The organism is Allomuricauda sp. ANG21 (assembly GCF_040705235.1).
In the GTDB taxonomy this organism is placed as follows: domain Bacteria; phylum Bacteroidota; class Bacteroidia; order Flavobacteriales; family Flavobacteriaceae; genus Flagellimonas; species Flagellimonas marina.
On record NZ_JBFCVT010000004.1, the window covers coordinates 47,188 to 70,789 of the forward strand.

21 protein-coding genes are annotated in these 23,602 nt (G+C 37.6%); 11 read left to right on the plus strand and 10 right to left on the minus strand.

Annotated features, from left to right (window positions below; translation table 11 throughout):
• Positions 1-68: 68 nt before the first annotated feature.
• The gene (locus tag AB1A65_RS07265) at positions 69-560 is read right to left on the minus strand and encodes a rhodanese-like domain-containing protein (RefSeq protein WP_366587291.1); all 492 of its coding nucleotides are present in this window, start codon (positions 558-560) and stop codon (positions 69-71) included.
• A gap of 59 nt (positions 561-619) precedes the next feature.
• On the opposite strand from AB1A65_RS07265, the gene AB1A65_RS07270 reads away from it, so the two are divergent.
• Positions 620-2,167 carry a glycoside hydrolase family 32 protein gene (locus AB1A65_RS07270; RefSeq protein ID WP_366587293.1) on the plus strand — a complete coding sequence of 516 codons (1,548 nt, stop codon included), beginning with the start codon at positions 620-622 and terminating at the stop codon, positions 2,165-2,167.
• Between the two features lie 626 nt (positions 2,168-2,793).
• Here the strand turns inward: AB1A65_RS07270 and AB1A65_RS07275 are convergent.
• A complete protein-coding gene (locus AB1A65_RS07275; RefSeq protein WP_366587296.1) occupies positions 2,794-3,021 on the minus strand; it encodes a hypothetical protein in 228 nt (75 codons plus the stop codon).
• A 142-nt stretch (positions 3,022-3,163) separates the two neighbouring features.
• A complete protein-coding gene (locus AB1A65_RS07280) occupies positions 3,164-6,217 on the minus strand; it encodes a carboxypeptidase-like regulatory domain-containing protein (protein WP_366587299.1) in 3,054 nt (1,017 codons plus the stop codon).
• A 191-nt stretch (positions 6,218-6,408) separates the two neighbouring features.
• On the opposite strand from AB1A65_RS07280, the gene AB1A65_RS07285 reads away from it, so the two are divergent.
• Entirely contained in the window at positions 6,409-7,935 is a 1,527-nt protein-coding gene (locus AB1A65_RS07285; protein WP_366587301.1) for a GH3 auxin-responsive promoter family protein, read from the plus strand.
• Positions 7,936-7,943: 8 nt separating this feature from the next.
• Here AB1A65_RS07285 and AB1A65_RS07290 read toward each other — a convergent pair whose 3' ends face one another.
• The 6 genes from AB1A65_RS07290 to AB1A65_RS07315 form a co-directional block, all read right to left on the minus strand.
• Positions 7,944-8,570 carry a hypothetical protein gene (locus AB1A65_RS07290; protein ID WP_366587304.1) on the minus strand — a complete coding sequence of 209 codons (627 nt, stop codon included), beginning with the start codon at positions 8,568-8,570 and terminating at the stop codon, positions 7,944-7,946.
• Positions 8,571-8,630: 60 nt separating this feature from the next.
• A complete protein-coding gene (locus AB1A65_RS07295; RefSeq protein ID WP_366587306.1) occupies positions 8,631-9,095 on the minus strand; it encodes a hypothetical protein in 465 nt (154 codons plus the stop codon).
• 91 nt (positions 9,096-9,186) lie between these two features.
• Complete coding sequence (cls, locus tag AB1A65_RS07300; protein ID WP_366587308.1) at positions 9,187-10,608, minus strand: cardiolipin synthase; 1,422 nt, start codon at positions 10,606-10,608, stop codon at positions 9,187-9,189.
• Positions 10,609-10,742: 134 nt separating this feature from the next.
• Positions 10,743-10,946, minus strand: coding sequence for a hypothetical protein (locus tag AB1A65_RS07305; RefSeq protein ID WP_366587310.1), 204 nt, complete (start codon positions 10,944-10,946; stop codon positions 10,743-10,745).
• A gap of 35 nt (positions 10,947-10,981) precedes the next feature.
• A complete protein-coding gene (locus tag AB1A65_RS07310) occupies positions 10,982-11,143 on the minus strand; it encodes a DUF1328 family protein (RefSeq protein ID WP_179382879.1) in 162 nt (53 codons plus the stop codon).
• A gap of 175 nt (positions 11,144-11,318) precedes the next feature.
• On the minus strand, positions 11,319-12,008 hold the full coding sequence (locus AB1A65_RS07315) for an SOS response-associated peptidase family protein (protein WP_366587313.1): 690 nt from the start codon (positions 12,006-12,008) through the stop codon (positions 11,319-11,321).
• A gap of 72 nt (positions 12,009-12,080) precedes the next feature.
• Between AB1A65_RS07315 and AB1A65_RS07320 the strand changes: the two genes are divergently transcribed.
• The gene (locus tag AB1A65_RS07320; protein ID WP_366587508.1) at positions 12,081-13,286 is read left to right on the plus strand and encodes an AraC family transcriptional regulator; all 1,206 of its coding nucleotides are present in this window, start codon (positions 12,081-12,083) and stop codon (positions 13,284-13,286) included.
• A gap of 8 nt (positions 13,287-13,294) precedes the next feature.
• On the opposite strand, the gene AB1A65_RS07325 is transcribed toward AB1A65_RS07320, so the two are convergent.
• Entirely contained in the window at positions 13,295-13,744 is a 450-nt protein-coding gene (locus AB1A65_RS07325; RefSeq protein WP_366587314.1) for a hypothetical protein, read from the minus strand.
• Between the two features lie 116 nt (positions 13,745-13,860).
• Between AB1A65_RS07325 and AB1A65_RS07330 the strand changes: the two genes are divergently transcribed.
• The 8 genes from AB1A65_RS07330 to AB1A65_RS07365 all read left to right on the plus strand — a co-directional run bounded on the left by AB1A65_RS07330 (position 13,861) and on the right by AB1A65_RS07365 (position 23,599).
• Positions 13,861-14,106, plus strand: a complete 246-nt coding sequence (locus tag AB1A65_RS07330; RefSeq protein ID WP_366587316.1) for a helix-turn-helix transcriptional regulator — start codon at positions 13,861-13,863, stop codon at positions 14,104-14,106.
• Positions 14,107-14,278: 172 nt separating this feature from the next.
• Complete coding sequence (locus AB1A65_RS07335; protein ID WP_366587318.1) at positions 14,279-16,171, plus strand: tetratricopeptide repeat protein; 1,893 nt, start codon at positions 14,279-14,281, stop codon at positions 16,169-16,171.
• Positions 16,172-16,579: 408 nt separating this feature from the next.
• Positions 16,580-17,815, plus strand: a complete 1,236-nt coding sequence (locus AB1A65_RS07340) for a site-specific integrase (protein ID WP_366587320.1) — start codon at positions 16,580-16,582, stop codon at positions 17,813-17,815.
• A complete protein-coding gene (locus AB1A65_RS07345) occupies positions 17,815-18,516 on the plus strand; it encodes a hypothetical protein (RefSeq protein ID WP_366587322.1) in 702 nt (233 codons plus the stop codon). Before AB1A65_RS07340 ends, AB1A65_RS07345 begins: the two co-directional genes overlap by 1 nt.
• A gap of 19 nt (positions 18,517-18,535) precedes the next feature.
• Positions 18,536-19,027 (plus strand): RusA family crossover junction endodeoxyribonuclease, encoded by a 492-nt coding sequence (locus tag AB1A65_RS07350; RefSeq protein ID WP_366587324.1) that lies wholly within the window; start codon positions 18,536-18,538, stop codon positions 19,025-19,027.
• A gap of 115 nt (positions 19,028-19,142) precedes the next feature.
• Entirely contained in the window at positions 19,143-19,457 is a 315-nt protein-coding gene (locus AB1A65_RS07355) for a helix-turn-helix domain-containing protein (RefSeq protein WP_366587326.1), read from the plus strand.
• Positions 19,458-19,782: 325 nt separating this feature from the next.
• A complete protein-coding gene (locus tag AB1A65_RS07360) occupies positions 19,783-20,637 on the plus strand; it encodes a hypothetical protein (protein WP_366587328.1) in 855 nt (284 codons plus the stop codon).
• A gap of 214 nt (positions 20,638-20,851) precedes the next feature.
• Positions 20,852-23,599 (plus strand): TrlF family AAA-like ATPase, encoded by a 2,748-nt coding sequence (locus AB1A65_RS07365; protein WP_366587330.1) that lies wholly within the window; start codon positions 20,852-20,854, stop codon positions 23,597-23,599.
• The last annotated feature ends 3 nt before the right edge of the window (positions 23,600-23,602 follow it).

The following is a 23,602-nucleotide window of genomic DNA, read 5'->3' on the forward strand; positions in this document are numbered from 1 at the left end:
ATTTTGTGAAAAAATTGTACGGGGATGCCAATAATCGATGATCTTCCTAAGGGTTTTGGAACCTAGGATTAAAATACCTTTTCCCCATTGGTCAAAAAGCGGCTCCAATACTGGTTGAAGGCATGTACTTTTTCGGTTTCATGTTGATTTTCATCATATACAGGAAACCCTTTGTTTTTCCATTCAAAGATACCCCCATATAGGTTTTTGATATTGGTGTACCCCTTGCTTTTTAACTGCTCACCAATATCCTCGGAACGCACCCCAATAGCACAGTAAACCACAATGGGTTTTTCTTTGCTGGGTAGTTGCTGAATTACTTTGTCCAAGTCAAAATCCTCATACCCTACCCAAACGGCATTTTTTAAGTGGCTCACTTCAAACTCATCTTTTTCACGGGCGTCCAAAACAATCGGTGCCTTCATTTGGTATAGGTCTTCTGCAAAAATATAGTCAACCGTTCCGTCGTTGAGTTGCTGTAAAACCTTTGGGATGGACTGTTGGGCGCATGAAGTCATGCCCAATGTTAAAAAGAGGAATAGAAGCAGAGAAATTCGCATTTGCTAGGAATCTAATCCAAAGATAATTCAATAAATTGTGATGGAAAACATTGAAAAACATGAAAATAGGAGTCGTTTTTTTAAGTGTGGTAGCTATGCTGATGGGCTGTAAGGAAAAACAAAAAGAAAAACCGAAGGAATCAGCAATTGAAAAGGTGTATGCAGAGCCATACCGGCCCCAGTTTCATTTTTCACCTCCCGAAAAATGGATGAACGACCCCAACGGATTGGTCTATCACCAAGGAATCTACCATCTCTTTTACCAATATTATCCGGATGATATCGTCTGGGGCCCTATGCATTGGGGGCATGCCACCAGTAAGGACTTGGTACATTGGCAGCACCAACCTATTGCACTATACCCAGATGAACATGGACTTATTTTTTCAGGAAGTGCGGTGGTGGATAAGAAAAACACTTCCGGTTTTGGTACAAATGGCAAAGCACCTCTGGTGGCCATTTTCACCTATCATTCCATGGAAGGAGAAAAAGAGGGCAGAGATGATTTTCAAACCCAGGGTATTGCTTATAGTTTGGATAATGGGGCAACTTGGACCAAATATGAGGGGAACCCAGTAATAGGAAATAAGGGCATAAGGGATTTTAGGGACCCGAAGGTGTTCTGGCATGAAACTTCCCAACAATGGATATTGACCCTTGTGGCTGGAGACCATGCCAAATTTTATGCCTCCAATAACCTAAGGGAATGGGAACATTTGAGTGATTTTGGGAAAACCCAAGGCGCACACGGAGGGGTTTGGGAATGTCCAGACCTTTTTCCATTACCTGTTGAAGGTACAGAGGAGCAAAAATGGGTGTTGATCATCAGTATAAATCCTGGGGCTCCCAATGGAGGAAGTGGTACCCAATATTTCATTGGTGACTTTGATGGGGAGAAATTCACATCGAACCAACAAGAACCAAAATGGTTGGATTATGGCACGGATAATTATGCTGGGGTCACCTACAACAACACTCCAGACGGTAAACGCATTTTTATTGGTTGGATGAGCAATTGGTTTTACGCCCGAAACACCCCAACCAAAAAGTGGCGAAGTGCCATGACCGTTCCTCGCGAACTTGCCCTGGAAAAGGTTGGGGAAGATTATTTTTTGAAGAATTATCCAGTGGAACAGATGGATGGACTCGCCACAGAAATCTTGGCTGAAGATATTCAGGTTGGACCAAACACTTCGGAAACCTTGAAAGTCGATGGGTTGAATCAATCACAGATTCAGTTGAAGACTTCCTCAAAGGATTATACCGTAATTTTCAAAAATGATTTGGATGAAACTTTGGAGCTGACCATGGATTCCAAAAACAGTTCATTTGTAGTCAACCGGATGAAATCGGGAAAGGTTGACTTTCACTCTGAATTTGGAAACAAAAAACATGTTATGCCCATTTCATTGCTGGATAAAGAATCCCATGAATTAAAAATCCTATTGGATTGGTCCTCCATTGAAATTTTCATTGATGGCGGTACATATGTGATGACGGAACAACTCTTTCCTACAAAACCGTATACCACCTTGGTTATCAAAAATGGAAGTGCCGATTCAGAAATCCATCTTGAGTCCATTAAGCAGATGGAATCTGTTTGGTGAAAAAGACTTCAAGCTACGGGAAGATTTATTAAACAAGATTCAAAAAGATGGAGCATGTCTGTCTGGTCAATGACCAGAGTATTGATCTTGGGAATTCGTACCAACCCAAAAAGAGGGTAAGCTCAGAAAGGAAAAGGCATAAAAAGGGGCATCCGGGTTACAGATGCCCCTTAAAAGAGACTGGTTTACTACTAATGGGTTAAAATAATGGGTAGTGTTAGTGTAATTTTAATTTATGTAAAGGTATAGACTGTTAATGAGAGAGTAAACAGAGATAGCAATTACAAAATACCAGAACAGGTAACCTAATTTTGCTTCTACAGTGTTCATTTTACTTGAGTGTTTCTTTTGAGTTGAAATAAATTCTACCCTCCGAAATTACACAAAACACTGGGGCAACAATTTACAATTATATCCATGGCAAGAAATAGGACATAAATGGTAGAAATTGTTTTGTAAATGGAAAAGTGAAATGCTAAAACGAACCATTTCTAGCATACTATGACTTTCAGAGCCATAGGATTACGGTCCTTTTCTATTGTTAATCAAGCCTTTATTCATGATAAAAGAATCCTGTAGAAAATAGAATAGAGCCTTGTTAATTCTTTTTCCTTAAGGAAACAATCTTATACCAAGGGCTTCCCTTTGAGACGCTTTTCAATTTTTCGTTTCTTCTCGGTAAGTTTCTTCATAGTATCCATCAATTTCGAATCCTTGGTCTTTTTATAGATCTCATTGATGGAAAGTATGAGCTTTTTGGCCTCCCTAGATGCCTCTACCCTGTCACTGGTGGACATATGGCTTAATGACCTATTCTCGAATTCTTCTGCTTGGGCAAGTAAGTTTTGAGTCATTTTTGTTTAAAATTAATCTAGATTGGCTAAATATAAGAGTTAGCTCCATACTTTCTGCCTATAGGACGATTCGATTTTCATATTTATGAAAACATTAAGAGAGTACCCGTTTTTGAGCTGTATTTCAGTGTGTTTTTGGCACTTATTTGAAATTGGAAATCTTGTCCGATGTCAATTTTAAGAACTGAAAGTTCACGTTTTTCTGCTGTAACCGGAGCACTTTAATGGTTTCGGTGCCATTCAGGTTGTTCTTGATGGTCGTTTTTAGAAAGGATGGTGTGTTGGATTGGTTTCCCTTGTATTTCACGTTCAACAACCATTCGCCTTGGTCAAGGTTGTTAATTTGAAAACTATTTGAGGAATACCCCTTGAAAATTTCGTCTGAAAGTAAGCTAGGATTGTCCGCTTTGGTATGTTTCCAAGTGAAATAGTGACCAGTGGGTCCCACAAATTGCAATTCAAATTCGGTGTTGGGGTTGTTCCATTCAACCAAAATATCCATATCGTTCACTTCATCTTGGATTGAATCAAAGGGAGGATTCAATGCGATCTCCGAGCTATGGTGGTTGGCCAGGGCAAGGGCCTCATTCCGAATAATTTTATCAATGCCGTCCTTGTCAAGTTCGCCACTTGTGCTCAGAACGTATTTTTTATAAAGTGACCACCCTTCCTTAATTTTTCCCAAGGTAACAAAGCTGTGGGCCAAATCTCGCTGACTTTGGGCCTGCGCGGGTTCCAAATTGTGAATTTTGGCATAAATGGAATGGGCTTCCTCAAATGCCCCATTTTCCTCAAGTTGGAAGGCCAATAACCGTAACGTACTGATATCCTCGGGAAAAACTTCTTCCAAGTTGGAAAGGATCTTAGTGGCAAGTTCAAGGCTGCCCCATTCTTCAAGAATGAAGGTGTGAACATCAGCATAAAAATGAGGAAGATGTCCGTATAGTTTTCGTTGTTCCAAGTAAAGTTCGTAGGCCTCGCTCAGCGTAGCTGCGCCAGATATCCATTGGATATATTTGGGCTGATTGCCTTGGGTTTTGACCAAAAGTACGGCATCATTCCCATACATATCCTGCGATTGTAGGGCATCCCATTTGGAAACATTCTCAGAAGATTCGGTTGCAAAAGATTGACTTATTGTTCGGATCATGATAATACCACCACGGGCTATCAAACCATATCTTGCAGCGGCCCAACTCCCCGGCATTACCGTAATACTCTTAATATTTTGGAGGCTTATGTGCACCGGAGGGTTTTCTGATTTGTAGAGCATTCCATCTACCTCCCAAGCTGCAGGAAATCGCGAGCCCACCCTCAGCATTACAACGGCATTGGTACCACTTCCATAAACTTGTACTCCTGGAAATTTACCCTTAATGGCTTCTGTTATATCCAACGCCCCATATCCAATTTGGTCTTGTTGAATCTGTCTTACGGCAAATCCTGTTCGTTCCAAATCAATGGCGCCAAAATTTGTGGATATATCTGTTTTTGACGGGTCGGCACCTTTAATGAATTTGGTGTTTCGGTATTCTTCCAAAACCACTTCATCCAAAACCTTCACACCAATGGGCATGGTGATGTTGAGTCTGCTGGTATTGGCGTTGACCACGGACTCCGCACTTTCTCGTCCAGGTGCAGTAAATTCCAAGATATCGCCATCCTTGGCAAAAATGGTAAAGTTCCCCTCAATATCGGTGTTTGTGCTTCGCCCGGTTTCTCTTACTTTAACATTGACATAGGGAATGGGGTCATCAAAATCTGTGACTTTCCCCTTGATTTCCCTAAGTGGATTGACATTGGATTGGGGAGAGGCATATTCCAGATTGTCCACAATGTACTTTTGGGTATATTCAACGGCCAAGCGGGTATCACTGATTTTATCCAGATTGATGTAGTTTGCCTCTGAGCCTTCGGCAATGGACTTCAATAAAGAATGATGGGCATCTGTCTGACTGTTAACAGTAAAAATCGTTGATGCCCAAGTTTCATCAATGTTATCTGGAAAACCTATGCCATCTGTGAACAGCAAAGCGTGTTCGCCGGGGTTCAATGCATGTAGTATTTTACCTTGGTTTGCACCATCATATTGGATTTCCTGAAGATGCTTTTTAAGTGACTCCCAATTCCCATTTTCAATCGTAAATTGTTCTTGGGTCAGGGCATATCCGAATAGCTGCAATTCAACCTCCACATTATTGAGGTATTCAAAATAATGGTCCAGAAAGGCCAGTTCCTTTTCCGGATTTTTATCCTTCATGGAATACGAAGTGTCCCATAACAGGGTAATTCGTTCCGGTTTTTCCCGCAGTTTGTTTTGGGAAGCAACAACAGTATTGAACTGGTAATCTTCCAATTGGGAAGTATTTAAGCTGAATGCAATGGTGGTTCCTTTTCGGATTCTTTTCCAGCGATCTTGGCTTATCAAACGGCTGTACGACCTATAACCATCACTAGAGGACGAAATAAGAATGCCCACCCTTCCGCCATAGATTTTAAGAAGCTCCAAGCTGGCAATAAAATGGTCGTTTACCACAATGTTGTAAGGCGAAAGGTCTATGGTTACCCTGCCTCGTCTTGTTGTAATGGTATGTAAGATGTTATGGTTGGAAATATTCTTTCCGGGCAAGCCGCCCTGTCCAATTTCATAGATATTTACTCGCACCAAAATACTGTCTGAAATACTCCCAATGACATTAAAAGACATGTCCTCCAGTTTTAAGGGAGCATCCTTTATCCTAATTTTTGATGCGTGCTCACCGCCCAAAGCCAAACTATCGTTCCAAAAGGCAAAATTGTCCTTATCATTGCTGATATAGCCCACCCTATTTTTTTCAGCATTTTTTACGTTGAGGGTGACCCCTTCCAATTCAAAAAGAGCTTCCTTTAGGTTGATGTTGGGGTTTTCTTGAAGCCGATTGTAAAGAACTTTGGTGGTAAAGCGAAGCGTTTCGTACCCTATTCTGGAAAATTGTATGATATTGCTTTCATTGATATCGCTATCCTCCAATTGTAGTTCAAAGGTGCCATCTTCTGCTGATACAGTGCCTTTTGCTTGGTCCACAATACCAATGTTCGCATAGTCCACAGGTTGTCCTGTATCCACGTCCAACAGCTTTCCTGTGAGTGCTTTTTGGGCATAGAAACATTGGAGGGATATAAAAAAGAAGATAAAAAGAACACCATATTTCTTCATGTACAATGATTTTATATATGGCGGAAGATTGTTCGCTGCTGATTTTAAATGTAGGAAAAATTATTGATGAAGATACCTTTTTTGGTGTAAGATGCATGATTGTTGAATCAAGTCAATCAAAAAACGAATTGAGTAAAACACTGCAGATCAATGGACGTAATTTTAAGGCATAATCAGAAACGTTCAAGTACATGGCAATCATAGGAAACATCATTAAAGGGTTTATAGAGGCACGGGACTCGTTGAGTTTGGAAAAAAATCCTGTTGAAGAACAGAAAAAAGTACTCGAAAACTTGTTGGCCCAAGCGAAAGACACCCAATTTGGGCAGCACTTTGATTTTGAACAGATATTGTCCTCCAAAGATAAGGCCAAGACCTTTGCACAAAATGTTCCCTACTACGATTACAATAAGATTTCCAAGGAGTGGTGGAATAAGGTGATTGATGGAAAACCTGATGTCACTTGGCCGGGCAATCCAGACTTTTTTGCCCTCAGTTCTGGAACAACAGGCAAGAAATCCAAAAGGATACCTGTAACCCAAGATATGTTGGCATCCATTAAAAATGCAGGAATCAAGCAGATTTATGCCCTGAGTAACTTTGACTTGCCCGCGGAGTTTTTTGAAAAAGAAATCATGATGTTGGGCAGCTCCACCGATTTGCAGGAACGCAATGGCCGAAAAGAGGGTGAAATCAGTGGGATAAGCGCAAGCAATATTCCATTTTGGTTCAAAAAATATTACAAACCTGGTGATGAGATTGCCCAGATTGATGAATGGGACCACCGTGTCCTTAAAATAGCAAAAGAAGCTAAAAATTGGGATATCGGTGCCTTGAGCGGAATCCCTTCTTGGATGGAACTTATGCTCAAAAAAGTGATTGAATATCATAATTTGGAGCATATCCACGAGATATGGCCCAATCTGCAGGTGTATACTTCAGGTGGTGTGGCATTTGATCCCTACGAGAAAAGTTTCAATGCCCTTCTGGGGAAGCCCATCCAAATTATAGATACGTATCTGGCTTCTGAAGGATTTTTGGCCTTTCAGGATAGACCGGACACGTCTGCCATGAAATTGATAACGGACAATGGAGTCTATTTTGAGTTTGTGCCCTTTAATCCGGAATATATCAATCAAGATGGTTCCCTAACCGATGATGCCCCATCCTTGACCTTGGATGAGGTAAAGGAAGACGAGGATTATGTATTGCTGATTTCCACAGTGTCGGGTGCTTGGCGCTATATCATTGGCGATACCATCAAATTCACGGATGTTAAGCGTGCCGAAATAAAGATTACCGGAAGAACCAAATTCTTTTTGAACACTGTTGGTTCACAGCTTTCGGTGAATAAATTAAACGATGCCGTGAAGCACTTGGAAGACAAGCTCGATATTAAGATTCCAGAATACACCCTTTGTGCCAAGCGTTATGATGATGGTTTTTATCATACATGGTATTTAGGTTCGGATAGTATGGTGGATTCAGATAAAACGGCCGAAGTCTTGGACGATTACCTTAAAAGTGCCAACAAGAACTACAAAGTGGCCCGAGGTAAAGCGCTGGAAGGTGTGAAAGTGTATTTTGTGCCTCAGCCCATTTTTGCGGAATGGAGCGGTGCCAATAAAAAGAAAGGGGGCCAGGTAAAGATGGAAAGGGTCATGGGAGAGGAGAAATTCGCAGAATGGGAAGATTTTGTAGCCCAAAATACAGCGTAGACAATTAATTAATTCTGTTCAACTTCTTCTATTTCTTTAACCATTTCCATGATTTCGTCCGGGGAGAGGTAATATTCTTTGATTCGTTCTTTGTAAAGTGGGTCAATTTTGGCGTTGTCCAGAATGAAACGCTTTGTCTTTATGATGTAATCCGCCATGCCTCGTAAAACGGCAAAAGAATCGGCTGCACGTTCGGCCTTTTTTACATACTCCTTTAAAAAAGCATATCTAAATCCAAAGGCCACCAAATTTAGTCCGCTCCGGTTTTGGTAATCCATCACATGGCCCAACTCGTGGCCAATCCAACCGATAAGGACGTCTTTGGGCACATGGGTGGTCTTGAATTCTTCACCCGTAATTTTGAACTTTTCACTGATGAGTATTTTGTAGCTTCTGTTTTCCTTGGAGCCAAAAATTCCTTTTATGGTGGGCTGGGCCTGCATCACAGACTTTTTAATGTTCTTTTTGAACTTGAACTCTATGGGAACTTCCTTGAGCTCGGGAAAATGTTCCAGAGCTACTTCTACCTCTAGCTCAATACTTTTTGGAATAACTTTTTTTGGTTTGGACAAAACAATATCAATGATTAATAGGAGCAACAGCAGTATTGCAATTCGTTTGATTATCTTTTTCAAAATGAAAAGGGATAAAAAAAGGGCAAATGTGAATTTGCCCTTTTATGTGGTCAGTGTTTATTAAAATTGATATCTCAGACCCAAGGCAATATCCAGGTCCAGATTATCAGAATAGTTATCATTGAATCCAAGCTCTGGTCGCATATCCAATGAAATGAGCAGTGGTATGTTGAAGTCGTACTCGATACCGATATCTCCTGCAACCAGTGCAAAAGTACCATCGTTATCTCCGGCATCAAAAGAACCAATTCCACCACCGGCACCTACATACCAGTGAAAACCACCATCTATGGGCATGACCCATTGGTAAAGTCCAACCAATTTAAAGGCGTCCACGTCATTTGAGTTTCTCCACCCCAGGTCAAATTCCAATCGGTTGTTCTCATGCAAATATCTTTGATAGGAAATTTCTCCCCCAAAACCGTCATTGTCACCGAGGCGCACACCCAAAGCGTTTTTAGAAATACTTTGTGCGCTAAGGCCTACTGTTGCCAGTACAAAAAGAAAAGTTACTATAGTTCTCATAATTAAAATGTTTTGCTGCAAAGTTAGGGTGTTCGCTATTTTGGGTTGCCCCAAAAAAATTAATGTTTGCCGTAAAAAGATTGCAGGAATGCTATAGTAGTGGTTTAAAAAACTTGGAAAGGCCCTCCATAAATTTTTTCCAGCGAGGCCTGTTCTTGAACTCTTTCAAATTAAGTTGCTCGGACTTTTCACACAGGGCGTTGAATTCCGCTGTCATTTCTTTGTTGATGTCTTGGTCGTATATCAAAATATTGGCCTCGTAATTGAGTTCAAAACTTCTAATATCAAAATTACCCGAACCTACGGATACTAGGTCATCATCGATGATTAGGATTTTGCTGTGGGAGAAATCATCCCGCAGAAAAATTTGTATTCCGGCCCCCAAAAGTTCTTCAAATTGTGAAAACATGGCAAACATGGCAGCAATGGAATCAGATTTTTTGGGAACCAGCAAACGGATTTCAACACCTTGCAGTGCAATCACTTTTAAGGCTTGAAAAAAGGCCTCTCCAGGAAGAAAATAGGGGTTTGCAATGCAGACTGACCTTTGGGCTTGATTGATCATCCCAATATACTGTTGCATGATGGTGGGATGGCTGGAATCTGGCCCACCGGCCACCACCTGTGCATCCACTTCACCACATTTTGACTGTTCAAAAAGATAATCCTCAATCTTGAACTTTTCTTTTTTGCTGGCGAAGAAATAATCCTTTAAAAAAACAAGGTGTAGGTCGTTTACAATAGGTCCTTCAAGCTTTAAATGAGTGTCTTTCCATTTGCCAAGTTCACCCATATGCTTAATGTATTTGTCCGAAACGTTCACCCCGCCCGTAAAGGCCACTTTATTATCGATGACCACTATTTTTCGATGGTTCCTAAAGTTGAGATAGAACAATAAATTCTTTATGCGGATGGGCATTATGGGGTGAATTTTGACCCCAACGTCCTTGAATCGTTTTTTAGGCCGGCCTCTCAGCGTGTAACTTCCAAAGGAATCGTAGATAATGCGTACTTCCACCCCCTCGGCAATTTTCTTTTTGAAGAGTTCCAGCATTTTGTCAAAAAGTGTACCTCTTTCCAAAATGTAATATTGCACATGGATGAATTTTTCGGCTTCCTCCATGGCCTTGAACAAGGTGTTGAACGTTTCACCCCCATCTTGAAGCACCCGTATGGCATTGCCGCTGGTGGCCACGGTATTGGAGTTGGCTTTAATAAGTTGGTTCATTCGCTTTTTTCGCATGTCCGTGCCAAAATCAGCAAGAAAATGATCGGAACTGGGGGCATTTCCGTAGGAAAAACGTTTACGCTGCTCAAATTCCTTGGTTTTGAAAAACTTGAACTTACGCCGATTGACCCCAAAAAGATAATACAGAACAACGCCGATTATGGGCAGGACAATAATGGCGAGAACCCAACCAATGGAGCGGGAAGGGCGCCTTCCATGATAAATGATCGAACCTATGGACCAAAGGGAAAGGACAATATAGACAATGGTGAATAAGGTTTTCAAAAGAGGGATTCAGTAATTAATTGGATTCTAAGCTACTGCACAAAAAAACAATACACAATGTTTTTTCCTTTAGGGACAAAAAAACGCTGAACAATTCTGTCCAGCGTTCCAATTTAGTGTTCTACGTGCGAATTCTAGTGGTCATCCGTCATATCCTCGATCTCATCCCCAACATCATCAGCAGCATCTTCAATGTCATCTCCAACTTCTTCCGCTCCGTCTTTAATTTCCTCTACGGCTTCTTCAGCCTTACTTTCTTTGGTTTCCCTGCAACTGGTTACACTTGCACCAATGGCCATGGCAATCAGTAGCATTAATAAACTTATTGATCGTTTCATCTGTTTCTATTTTTAGTTAATAATTAGTATTTATTTTAAAGTCTTTTTCTTCCGGTAATCAGTGAAATAATGAATAGCACTATGAAAATGAAGAAAAGAATTTTGGCTATGCTCGCCGCGCCGGCGGCAATTCCTCCAAAACCGAATATCCCGGCAATGATGGCCAAAATTACAAAGGTGACTGTCCAACGTAACATATTATATAGTTTTTGGTTGTTGCCTGACTAACTCTTAATCAGTACACTACAAATTTGGGGGATTCTTGACTGAAACCTTGCTCCTATCAAGTTTGATGTTGACCCATAAGCGTTAAGATGTGAAAAATCAGGGGTTTACGTGCAATAAGAATGTGTTGCGAGGTAAAAAAGGGGGTTATCGTTCCAGAAAGTCGGGATGTATAATGGTGTCTTGGTGCGTAATGTCCTTAAAGAATTCATTGGCCATAAGATTGGCTTTGAGTTCAACTTCTGGAGGGTTGTTCACGATTTCCTTCAACGCGTTGATGTCAAAATCATCCGTTAACCAAGCATCAGCATGGCTTTTGGGAATAATGATGGGAGCCAAGTTGCTAATGTCATGATAACTGGACACAAATGCATTGGTCTTGGCCGTGATAAGGGCACAACATTGAAACCCATCCTCCAAGATATTATAGACCCCTGCCAGATAAAATGGTTTTCCATTTTTTAGGGTAACGTAGTATGTATAGGTTTTTCCGTTTTTGAGAAGGTGGGTGTAAAAGCCAGAAACGATGACCAAACATCGTCGCTTTACAAAGGATTCTTTCATCCATTCCACTTTTTCCAAATCTTGAAGTTGCACATTCAAGGTGTTGGCATTGTTTTGAAAGATGTACCAATCTTCCTTGAAATCCTGTGGCATTAAACCCCAAATGGCAAAAGAAATTCTACGCTTGTCCTGCATGGTAACAATACAGACATTGGTTTCTTTAAAACCATTGACTAAGGCACTGGGGGTATACAGATGGGGATATTTGAAATGTACGCCAAACTCCTCCTCAATCTGTTCACGTTCTGTTGCGTTGGAAAGTTTGTAAATCATGATATCAAATACTATTGAGTGCAAGTAACGCCTAAATCAAAAATTAGCTTGACGCAAAAAAAGTTATTCGTGATGCGAATACTAGATAATGTTTGGTTTTGGCAGGCATTTGAGGGAATATCAAGGAACCTAACGGGCAGTTTCTATTGGGATTCTTGTGGTACAGCGGCACAAAAGTTATCTTTATCCATCATCGGGCAATTGCCGAGAGCAACAAAGGACAAGATCAACTCCGTATTTATGATTACCATTAACGTTGATGCCAAGGATACTGCGGGAACCGTGGAACAGATAAAGGAAGCCATTGGGGGCGAGCTCACCGAGCGATGGGGGCAGCACACCCTAACGGTTTCCAATAAAAAAGCCGAAGGCCATATTCGGTTTACTTCCTTTGACTGGGGCGTAAGCTTGTTGGAGTACGAGATTACTTTTTTTGATGAGGTTACCCTTATTGTGGACGCCTCAAAGTACAATCCCATTAATTTTTGCTTTTGTTTGGAAGGCTATTGCGGACACAAATTTGGGTATCAGGCCATGAACGAACTGCGGATTCTGGAGCAATTTCAATCCGTGATCATTACTAGTAGGGATGGCGGTTTCAACCATGGGTATTTTCCCAAAGATGTAAAACTCTCCATCAGTATCATTCAGGTGGAACGAAAACCCTTTTTACGCAAACGGCTCAATCAAGGGGAAACGCTGAACAAAGAACTCTATCGCGTTTTCTTGGACACCGATCATGAAAAGGTGTTCGCTTATTTCGGCTCGTACAACCTTAAAATGGCCGACAAAATGAATGCGCTGAAAAAAGTGAAGGCGAAAGGCATGATCCGTATTATGCAGATTGAAGGACTTGTGTACCAGATTTTGTCCATGCACATGATGCAGCATAACAAGGAAATGGCCCAAAAAGGACCGCAAACCTCCTTGTTGAAACGCGAGTTGAAGATTATACGGAGCTACGCCAAAAAGATAGAAACGAACATTGCCAAGGACTTCTCTTTGGAAGAAATAGCGGCAGAAACCGGACTCACCCAGGCCAAGCTGCAAGAAGGCTTTAAACTGCTCTACAACAGAACAGTGACCGAATACATAAGACATGCCCGGCTGGAAGTGGCCCGGGACCTGATCAACACCACAGAAATGAACATCTCTGAAGTGGTCTACTCCATTGGCTTTACCAGCAGGAGCTATTTTTCCAAAATATTCAAGGAGAAATACGGGATAAGCCCCAGTGAATTTAAGAGCAGTAAAAAAGAAGCCGGGGTTGTAGGTTAGACGCCATTTTATTGGGTTTGCCCACAAAGCGGTGTGCAATGGCGTTCCAGTTTTAGGATGCCTTGATACGCATGGGTCACCCGCACCCGTAGGGTGGGGTCTGGGGCATCTATTAGAAAAGAGAGCTGTAATTTTTCTTCATCCAAATACATTCTGCCTTGATCCAAGGGGCGGGGCAGTACCAGCATTTCTGCATCATAGAATTCTTCTGCTTTGAGTATCTGGAATTGAAAGGAAAAGCTAAAGACCAGATTGTCCAGCACGGTGATTTCTGCCAGCCCTTTTTGCGGCATTTTTTGAAGGATGATACGGCTCTGTGGCCGTTGCACGCGGTGCAACAATTGCTCTCTTTGGTAATTGCGAATTTCAAGAGAGGCAAAGGTAATAATCTGTAGTTGGGTTTGGGAACTTTGGTGGAGGAGGTTGGTAAGGGTGGATAGAATAGGACGTGTAGGCATAGTGGATCGTTGGATTGTTAGATTTTGGGATATGATAGATGGAAGGTAAGCAAAATATTATAAAATAACACCATTTGGTGTTTTTATTAGGTTTTGGGAATGGGCAATTTGCTGCTATGCAGAAAGATTTGACAAAAGAAGAAGAACAATATCTCCTGAAATTTGGTGAGCAGATACGACGTTTACGCAAAGAAAAGGGAATGACTCAAGCTGATTTAGTATTTGAGGCCAAAGTTCATGGAAACATGATTGGTCGAATAGAGCGCGGTGAACGGGCAGCCAATCTTCTTCAGCTCCATAAAATTGCCAAGGCTTTGGAAGTTAATCTGGAAGAGCTTTTCGCATTTGAAAAGAAATTATGATAGTTAATTCTGAGAAACAAAGCAATGTCATTTTAGTTTTTGAAAAAACTTTTCAATGAGGTGCTATGCACGAACAGTTGGTCGGAAAAAGCGTTGCGAAAATCAATGCAAATTCTTTTTTTGTCATGATCATACCTATAAGTGGCGAACATCTGTTTTTCCTCTATTAATAATGATTATCGGCATTCCAGGTAGTATTGTTGGTATTGTCTTATTTTATGAATGGTTATATCCAGAGGAAAAAGTTTTAATCAGTGCAGATAGAATATATCCATCTTCTATATTTCCATCTTCTGATAGCTTGAATTTTAATGTGCTTATCACTCGTTTTGAAGATTATGTAACTCAAAATGATGCTGAATGTATAGGTAAGTCCATTCAGCAAAGTATTGGTGTAATTGATGCAAATAATGAATCTACTATACCAATTGTTTCGGTCTATGCCGATAGCATATTATCTCCTAATAATCAAACACTTGCAAAAGAACTTCAAGAGGAGCATAATGCTGACCTTATAATTTATGGTTTAGCAAGGAATATTGAGGATTGCAATAGCGCAGAAGTCTGTTTTAGGTTTAATGTGAATGAAAATTTTGTTTCAAGAGAGAATCCTGAGTTCAATATTCCAGTCACCAAACATGACGCGAAATATGTAATTACTACTCCTGTACAGATAGAAAGTGGAAATTTCGAAATCAACGAGTTTTCCATAAGAAAATGGATTTCGCTGCTCGCTGAACTAAAAATTAATAAGAAGAAAATTTCTTTTGTTGATTTAGAAAGAATAATGATCGATTCCGATACATTGTCAAATGAAGAACTTGCAAATGTTTATTTAAATATTGGTCTTACGTGCAAGTCTTTAAAACAGTACGACTGTTCTATCGAAGCTTATTCAAAGGCGATTAATTTGTTTTCGGATAATTCTGAGTATTATAATTACAGAGGTATTGTTTATAAAAATTCACAGAACTTTCAATTAGCGATTGAGGACTACACCAAAGCTATAAGTTTAAACCCCACTTATCATAAAGCATACTATAATAGAGGAGCAGCCTATGATCGAAGTAAAAATTATCAAGCTTCAATTGAAGACTTTAGTAGAGCTATTGAGCTTAATCCTGAAGATGAGGATTATTTTATTTATTTAGGCTTTGTATATGATAAAATGAAAGAATATCATAAGGCTATAAAATATTATTCGATTGCAATTAGTATGAACCCTATAGATACTTTGGCATATGGTAATCGAGCAACCACCTACAGGGACCTAAATCAAAAGAAAAAAGCTATGGAGGATATTGAAATGGCTCTTTCTTTAGATTCTACATATTCGCCATCATATAATAGTAGGGGAATCTATTATAAGAATGAAAGGAAATATCAGCTTGCATTAAAAGATTATAATAAAGCAATATTACTATCAAATGGGGAACATACCTATGCCTATTTTAATAGAGGATTTTTACATATTCTTCTTGGGAATTATTCAAAGGCGGTAAATGATTTTGATAAATCTACTGAATTAAACCCAGAGGATTATGATGGCTATTTTTTCAGAGGAATAGCTAAACTCGAACTGAAAAATTATGAATCGGCAATTGAAGATTTTAATCAATCCATTGAATTAAATGATTCCATTAATGATAATTACTATCATAGGGGTAGATCTTTTTACAAGCTAAAAAAATATGGGGAGGCAATAGAAGATTTTGACAGGGCAATACAACTGAATGCATCAAATTTTCGTGCCTATTCTTCAAGAGCTTCTGCTTATTTCAAAATACAAAATCAAAAGAAGGCTCTAAGTGACTTTGATAAGGCAATTGAGTTAAATCCAGATTGGGCAAATACGTATAATAGTAGAGGTGTATTATATCTAAAAACATTAAATGTTAACTATGCAATAAACGATTTTAAAAAGGCAATTTCACTTGAAAACAACCACTTCTATAGTTATGTCAACCTGTTTTTCTCATATTGCCTTAAATATTGGTATTTGGTAATTGCAATTTTAGCAGTATTGATGGTCTTTGTTGCTAGGAAATTTTTATTAAGGAAGTAAGTAGAGTGTGTTTGTTAGTGCCCCCGCCGCCGCAAGATTGCATCTTGTGGTTTAGCAGAATAGATCTAAACAAAAACCCGGCAAATTTGCCGAGTTCTTTGTAGTACCTCCAGGGTATTACTTCGACAAAAACACTGTTTTTTGCTCAGCATAAACTTCGATTCCGTTTTGTTCCAAAACAAAAGCCCATCCAAATTGGATGGGCTTTTTGTAGTTGCCACTTCGTGGTACCTCCAGTACTCCATTAATTCTTGCTCTATTTTATCGTTCTTGCTTGTATTTACTGAGGTTTTAAGCGGTTTTAGCCTTGTTTTCAGATAAACCGAAATATGGTGTAATTGGACGAAATTAGAATTATTCGTCCCCTCTCTCGTCCCCTAGGGGATTTTTCTTTTCTATATTTGGGGCATGCCAAACGCAAGATTTATTTTGAAAGAACCAAATGCCAAAACAGAAACTTTGGTGTATATGGTTTATGATTATCAGTATAAAAGATTTAAGTATTCAACGGGTGAAAAAATTGCCCCTCAATTTTGGAATAAAAAAAATCATAGAGCTAAAGAAACTAGAAAGTTTCCTCAATATCCTGAATTCAATTCTAGATTGGATGTATTGGAAAATGGAATTAATACCGCATTCAGGAAATTACTCAATGATGGGATTCAGCCAACAAATCCAATTTTGAAGAAAGCTTTTTTGGAGGAAGTGGATGGAAATGTTTTGCAGCCTGATAAAACCACCCTAATTAAGTTTATAGAGGGGTATATTGAAGAGTGTGAGCAATTGAAGTCCAAATCTACTGTAAAAGCCTATAAGACCTCTCTAAGGCACTTAAAGGGCTTTGCACAGGCTAATAATAAGTCATTGGACTTTGATTCCATTACTTTGGAATTTTACAATCAATTTACTGGCTATCTCACTCATCAATGCAACTTGTCTCTAAATACCATCGGTAAGCATATTAAGATTTTAAAGATTTTTCTCAACGAAGCTACGGACAGAGGTATCAACCTAAATTTAACCTTTAAAAAGAGAAAGTTTAAAGCGAGTAAAGAAGAGTCTGAGAATATTTACTTAACCGTTGAAGAGTTGAAAAAGATGGAGAGTATTGATTTTTCAGCAAGCCCCAGATTGGAGAAAGTCAGGGATTTATTTTTAGTAGGCTGTTATACGGGACTTCGGTTTTCAGATTTCACTCAAATAAAACCTGAGAATATAAATTACTCAAAATCTATTTTACAGATTAGGACACAAAAAACAGGACAGAGAGTTACTATTCCACTTCATCCAACTGTAAAGCTTATTCTTAAAAAGTACAATAATGAGCTTCCAAAAGCTTATGTGAATCAGTTAATGAATAGATACCTAAAAGAAGTGGCAAGTATTTCTGGATTAAAGCAAATGGTTCAAACAACCATTACAAAAGGAGGTCGTGTACAAAAGAATAGTTGCCCAAAATTTGAATTGGTAACTACTCACACTGCTAGAAGAAGTTTTGCCACCAACTTATATTTAGCAGATGTTCCAAGTATTTCCATAATGAAGATAACAGGACACAAAACTGAGCGTTCTTTTATGCAGTATATAAAAATATCTCAAGAGCAGAACGCAGATAAATTGTTGAATCACCCATTTTTTAATTAATGAGTTTAACCGTATTTGAAGAATTCAAGAGTAACTTTCAAAATGAACTTAAAAACACGCCTAACAAGAAAAATCTAGTTGATAATGAAATATCTGAAATAGATAAATTTCTTGAACCTAGGGTAAATTATCCCTCACCAAATCCTTTGGCTGGAGGTAGTGGGGCTATTCCTGAGCGCATATCTTATCATGTTTTTAAAATTGACATTTCAAATGCTACTCGAAATATATTTGTAAAAGCATTTAATGGATGCTTTTTAAAGGGCAGTTATGAATTAAAGCCCCATCCAAGCGTGCCTGAAAATATCCTAGCGGAATGGCTGTTGATTGCAAAACAGGCAGAGGAATTTGCTAAATATTATACATGGTTGAAGAGCCTTAGTTTTAAAAATGACTCCGAAAAAGAATCAAACAAGGAATTCTCATTAACACATAAGGAAAAACTTCTTGCTCTTCACTATCTAGGACTAAGGTTTAATAACTATGAGAATACTAAGTATGCAAAAATCATATCTCTTGTTATTGAAGAAAGTGAAGAAGCAACAAGGCAACATTTTTCCAATTTCAATCTTAGTGGAAATACTATTAAAAAAGTTAAGACTGAAAGAGGACTGAAAAAACTAAAGTTCTTGTTCGAAAGATTGGAATTTGGACAGGAGTTAATACTTGTTGAAAAGGATTTAAAAGAAATCAATAAATAACATTAATTAAATTTCCATTATGGATGAAAAGCCTGTAACATTCAAGCAAAACCCAAATGTTGATTATTTGTTTGGTTATTTTGGGAATATGCCTGTACCAACCAAGCAGGATGGTTACAAGCCTATTGAAGCAATAGGAATAGATGAAGATGGAAAGGAAACTGTTTTAAAAAACGTATTCTTAAGAAAGCCAGACACAGCTTCAGTAAAAAAATTCAAACAGGCAATTAAGGATTTAATTTCAGAGAAATTTACTGATGAAAAAAGAATAAAACACCCAAACCCAGTTCAGGTATCAATATCTGTATCAATCACAAAAAAAAGATTTTTTGACGTAGATGTTGATAATTTGGCTAAAACAGTTTTGGACTCCTTGAATGAAATTGCATTTGATGATGATAACCAAGTTACATCACTAATTGTAGATAAACATATTCATCCCATGAATGTCAATGGAATATTGATTGCAATCACTGATTTAACTAAAAATAAAGGACTTCAATGTGGGTGATTAGTATAAAATTAGGATAATACTATATTATAGGTAGTAGTTACTACTCTACCCACTTCAGGGTGTTTCCCACTCTATCATTGTGCCATTATTAATACATAAAATAGAATTAAGAATGGCAAAAATTGAATTGAGAACATTTGAAAAATCGGATTTTGATCTTGCTTTGGAGGAAGCTTTTGAGAAAGCCTTAAAAAGGGCAGTAAAAGAGTTTATAAATCCACCGAAATCAAATGATTCTGATATGTTTTCCAGAAAAGAAACTGCTAAGTTTCTCAGGATTTCACTTCCAACGTTACATGATTGGACAAAAGAGGGTTTAATACGAGCTTATCGAATAGGTAATAGAGTGCTTTATAAAAAGGCTGATATTGACCAAGCTCTAAACCTTATTAACCCTGCAAATAGGAGAGGAGGTTTATCATGCTAAAAAAGAAGAATGATTATACCGTAATCGTGTTTTTTGACAATGGAACTAAACCTAAAAAATGGACTTATGTAAATAAGCTCAATGGGTTTTCTCTGTTCCTAAAAAAGCATCACTCGAATTGGGAATACATGAACGTATACAACCGCAGGGCGGGAACCTTTATGAGAAGGTTTAACAGGGACAGTTTTATCCCGCCATTCATAAGCGAGTAGCGTTTTCTTTTTTTTAACCTTCAGAAATCATTGCGCATTCTATAAGCACCTTTGGTATCTACCTTTATATGGTATTTATAAATGCGCAACGATTCCGATTTTTTTAGCGTAGCATGATAGTTAAGAATACCTATGGAACGAGCGTTGAGTTTTCTACGAGAATGTTCGGTGTAGTTCCAGAAGAAGAGTTTACTGGTTCATCACTCCAACGAAAGAAGAAAAAACCAGAAGATGAGGAAGATCCTCAAGAGAAAAAGTCTAAGCCTGCCAAGAAAAAGACAGGTGAACCAAAGTTGCGACACCTCTCAAAACGTTCAAAAAGGAAAATCAGGAAGAAGATAACCTGCTTTTCCAGATGTTATAAGCGTTTCAGCTTTGTTACTCTAACATTCATGAATAAAGTGGAGGATGAACAGGCGGTTGATTTGCTCAGAAAGTTTTTAGACAATGCCAAAAAGCGATTTGATGATTTTCAATATTTATGGGTAGCAGAAAGACAGACGAAGAATGATGAATTCAAAGGGAATGTTCATTTTCACATTATCACCAACAAATACTGGAAAATAGAAAAGTGGTGGAAATATTGGATTGACTTACAAAAGAAAAATGGGGTACTCCCAAGGAATGAGAATTTCAACCCCTCTAGTGCTTTTGATGTTAAGCAAATCCATACTAAGAATATTAAAGCAACAGGTTCTTATGTGACAAAATATATCACCAAAAACTATGGTAGGTTCAAGTGTCAACCTTGGAACTGTTCAAAAAGAGTTTCTCAGTTATATACAGATTTTTATACTTCATCGGAGTACCTTGAAAACTTTGAAAAGCTTAATGCAGTAAGAGGAGAGTTTACAGTAAAGGATACTTTAGATAGAACTTTTTTAAGAGTTAAGAGTATTGATTTGAATAGAAGAACATTGCCTTTGTATAAGAGGTTAGATGAGAAAAATAAGGCGGTTTTAGATTAATGAGTTTGATATATTAGACTGATGTTCTGTCATAATAGCTCTAACCGTTAAAATTACTTATTTTAAACGTCAGAAATATCCGAAAACAATTGTTAATCGTATGGCAATTGTTTTTAGTATTTAAAAGCATTGTTTCGTTCTTAAACCAGATTGCTTAAGATTTGAAATAATATTTAAATAAATCATTTATGAATTATAAAGAAAGTATCAAGTTATGAGCAATAAATTATTGACGTCTGATAAGGGTTCAATTTGGAGAAAATGGGACTTACATATTCATACCCCATTTACTAAATTAAATAACAACTTTCAACAAATAGATGGTGAGGATATCTGGAAAACTTATTGTGATAAAATAGAACAATCAGATGTGTCAGCATTTGGAATAACAGATTACTTTTCTTGTGATAACTATTTTACCTTTTTAGAGAAATTCTCCAAATATTATCCCAAATCAAATAAGGTATTTTTTCCTAATGTTGAGTTTAGACTTGAGGTTGCGGTAAATAAAAATTCTGAAGAAGTTAATATTCATGTGATTTTTTCGAATGATGTTGGACGAAAACATATTGATGAGTTTCTTACAATATTAAAAACACATCATACAAATTCAGGAGGGTCTAGAGTGTCTTGTAAAAATTTATCTGAAGATCAATTTGTTAGTGCAACAGTTAATCATAATGAATTAAAAAGATGTCTTTTGGATGTTTTTGGCGATACTAAGTCATATCTGATTTTAGCTGCTGTTAATAATGCGGGATTAAGACCAATGAACAATTCTCCAAGAAAGTTGGCAATAACGGATGAAATTGATAAAATCTGCCATTTGTTCTTTGGGGGGATCCAAAATGTTGATTATTGTTTAAGTGTTGATAGGTATGAAGGAGAAGAGGTTGCAAAGGCAAAGCCAGTAATTTGTGGTTCTGATGCACATTCATTTACGGAAATGGATGATTTTCTAGGGAAAAGATATTCAAGGGAAAACCCCAAAACGGGTGAAATCGAAATTATAAAAGATGTTACATGGATTAAAGCTGATTTGACATTTGAGGGGCTAAAACAGGTTGTTTATGAACCTATTTACAGGGTGAAAATAACAGAAAATGAGCCACGGCATCCTGTTAGAAGAATTGAAAGTGTAAAACTAAATTTCCCATCAGCTACATACATACAAAGAAAAGAATCAGGTTCGCCTCAAGATTTTTGTTTAAAAAACATCAAGAGGCATTTATTTTTTAGTGATTATTTTACTTGTATAATTGGTGGGCGTGGTACGGGGAAAAGTACTATCATAAATATTATTGCAGAAAAGCTTAATGAGAGTACCGAATTTTTTAAGCGTTCAGATTTAATTGTAAATGATGGAGAATATGATATTGAGCAAGATAAAAATGAATATGTAGAAATAACTGGAACCAATGAAATTGAATTTGTTAGTCAGGGAAAGATAGAAAAACTGGCAGAAGGTAATGAGTTAACAAATTTGGTTTTTGAAGAGCGAATAAGGGGAATAGAAAGTGAATTTATAGAGATTGACACAAAGTATAATGAGATTATTACAAAGATTGGAGAGAACATTTTCATTGTATTTAACCTTATTAAAAACTCAAAAGAAAAAGGGGTGAAACTTAAGGAGCAGGAGACTTTAAGGAAAATAATTGATTCAATAAATGACGAAAAATACAAACGTATTACCTCAAACATAAAAGACCTAAAAGAAGAACTTGAGACGATTAATAGCAGTTTTAGAAACTATAAGTTGTTATTGGATGAATTGTCTAAAATCTCCCTTAATTATAGCAATGAAAAAGCATTAAATGAAATAGATGAAAGGATTCAGGTGATAGTTTCAAAAATCAACGAGGTTGAAGAATTGATTAAAACTGAGGATGGAATTAATGTAAAACCAAAGGAGTTTGAAGCAATTAATTCTAGAATAGAGGAAATCAATGCAGCCTTAGAGATAGAGGCTAAAAATTTGCGCGATTTTTTCCAAGAAAAAGGAACAAACGAAGAGACAATAAAGGATTCTCAAAAAGCATCTGAAAATCTCTCAAAAATTTCGGCTGATATAAGAAATCTTGAAACCATGGATTCAAGATTAAAAGCAAGTTATAACGAGAATAGTGAAATCATAAGTAATATAGATAAACTGTATGAAAGGAATAATGCTTTAATTAAGAAGAACCTAGATAAGATAAATGAAAGGCTTCAGGTAGATGATGAAAATGTCTTAAGTATTAAGTTTACTTATGACTTCGACGATTTAACTTATAAGAGTAGTCTTTTTAAAGAATTTTATGAAACATTTAGCTCTTACCATATTTCTGGTACTTCGGAAGCAAAAGTTAAGGAGGCTTTGTTTCTGATTGAGCCAAATTTCGAATTACTTAAGATGAACTATAAGCAGTTTGTTTCCAGATTAAACAATAGTCTAGAAGAAAATAATATTCGTAAACAAAACAATTATGTTAAGGTTGTGCTAGATATTTTCAGCAATGGAGGTAATTATATTATTTATTTAAACTTAGTAAGAAAGCATCGCTATAATCTTTCAAAATATATCAAAATTAAGGGGTTTTATGGGGATCGTGAATTAGAATCATGTTCATTTGGGCAAAGATGTACAGCGGTTATAGTTACATTGTTAATGACAGGGGTTAAACCTCTAATAATTGATGAGCCAGAAGCTCATCTGGATAATAAACTTGTAGCGGATTATTTGGTTGAATTGGTAAAGCAAAAACAATTTGATCGACAGATTATATTTGCCAGTCATAATTCAAACTTTGTAATTAACGGAGATTCTTCACTTATTCATGTTTTGGAAATTCCTAATACCGATGTTTATACTCATGTTACATCCACAACAATTGAAAATATTGAGAACAGGGATAAACTCTTAAAGCTAGAAGGAGGAATACAAGCCTTTTTGACAAGGGAAAGCAAATATGGTATTTAAAAT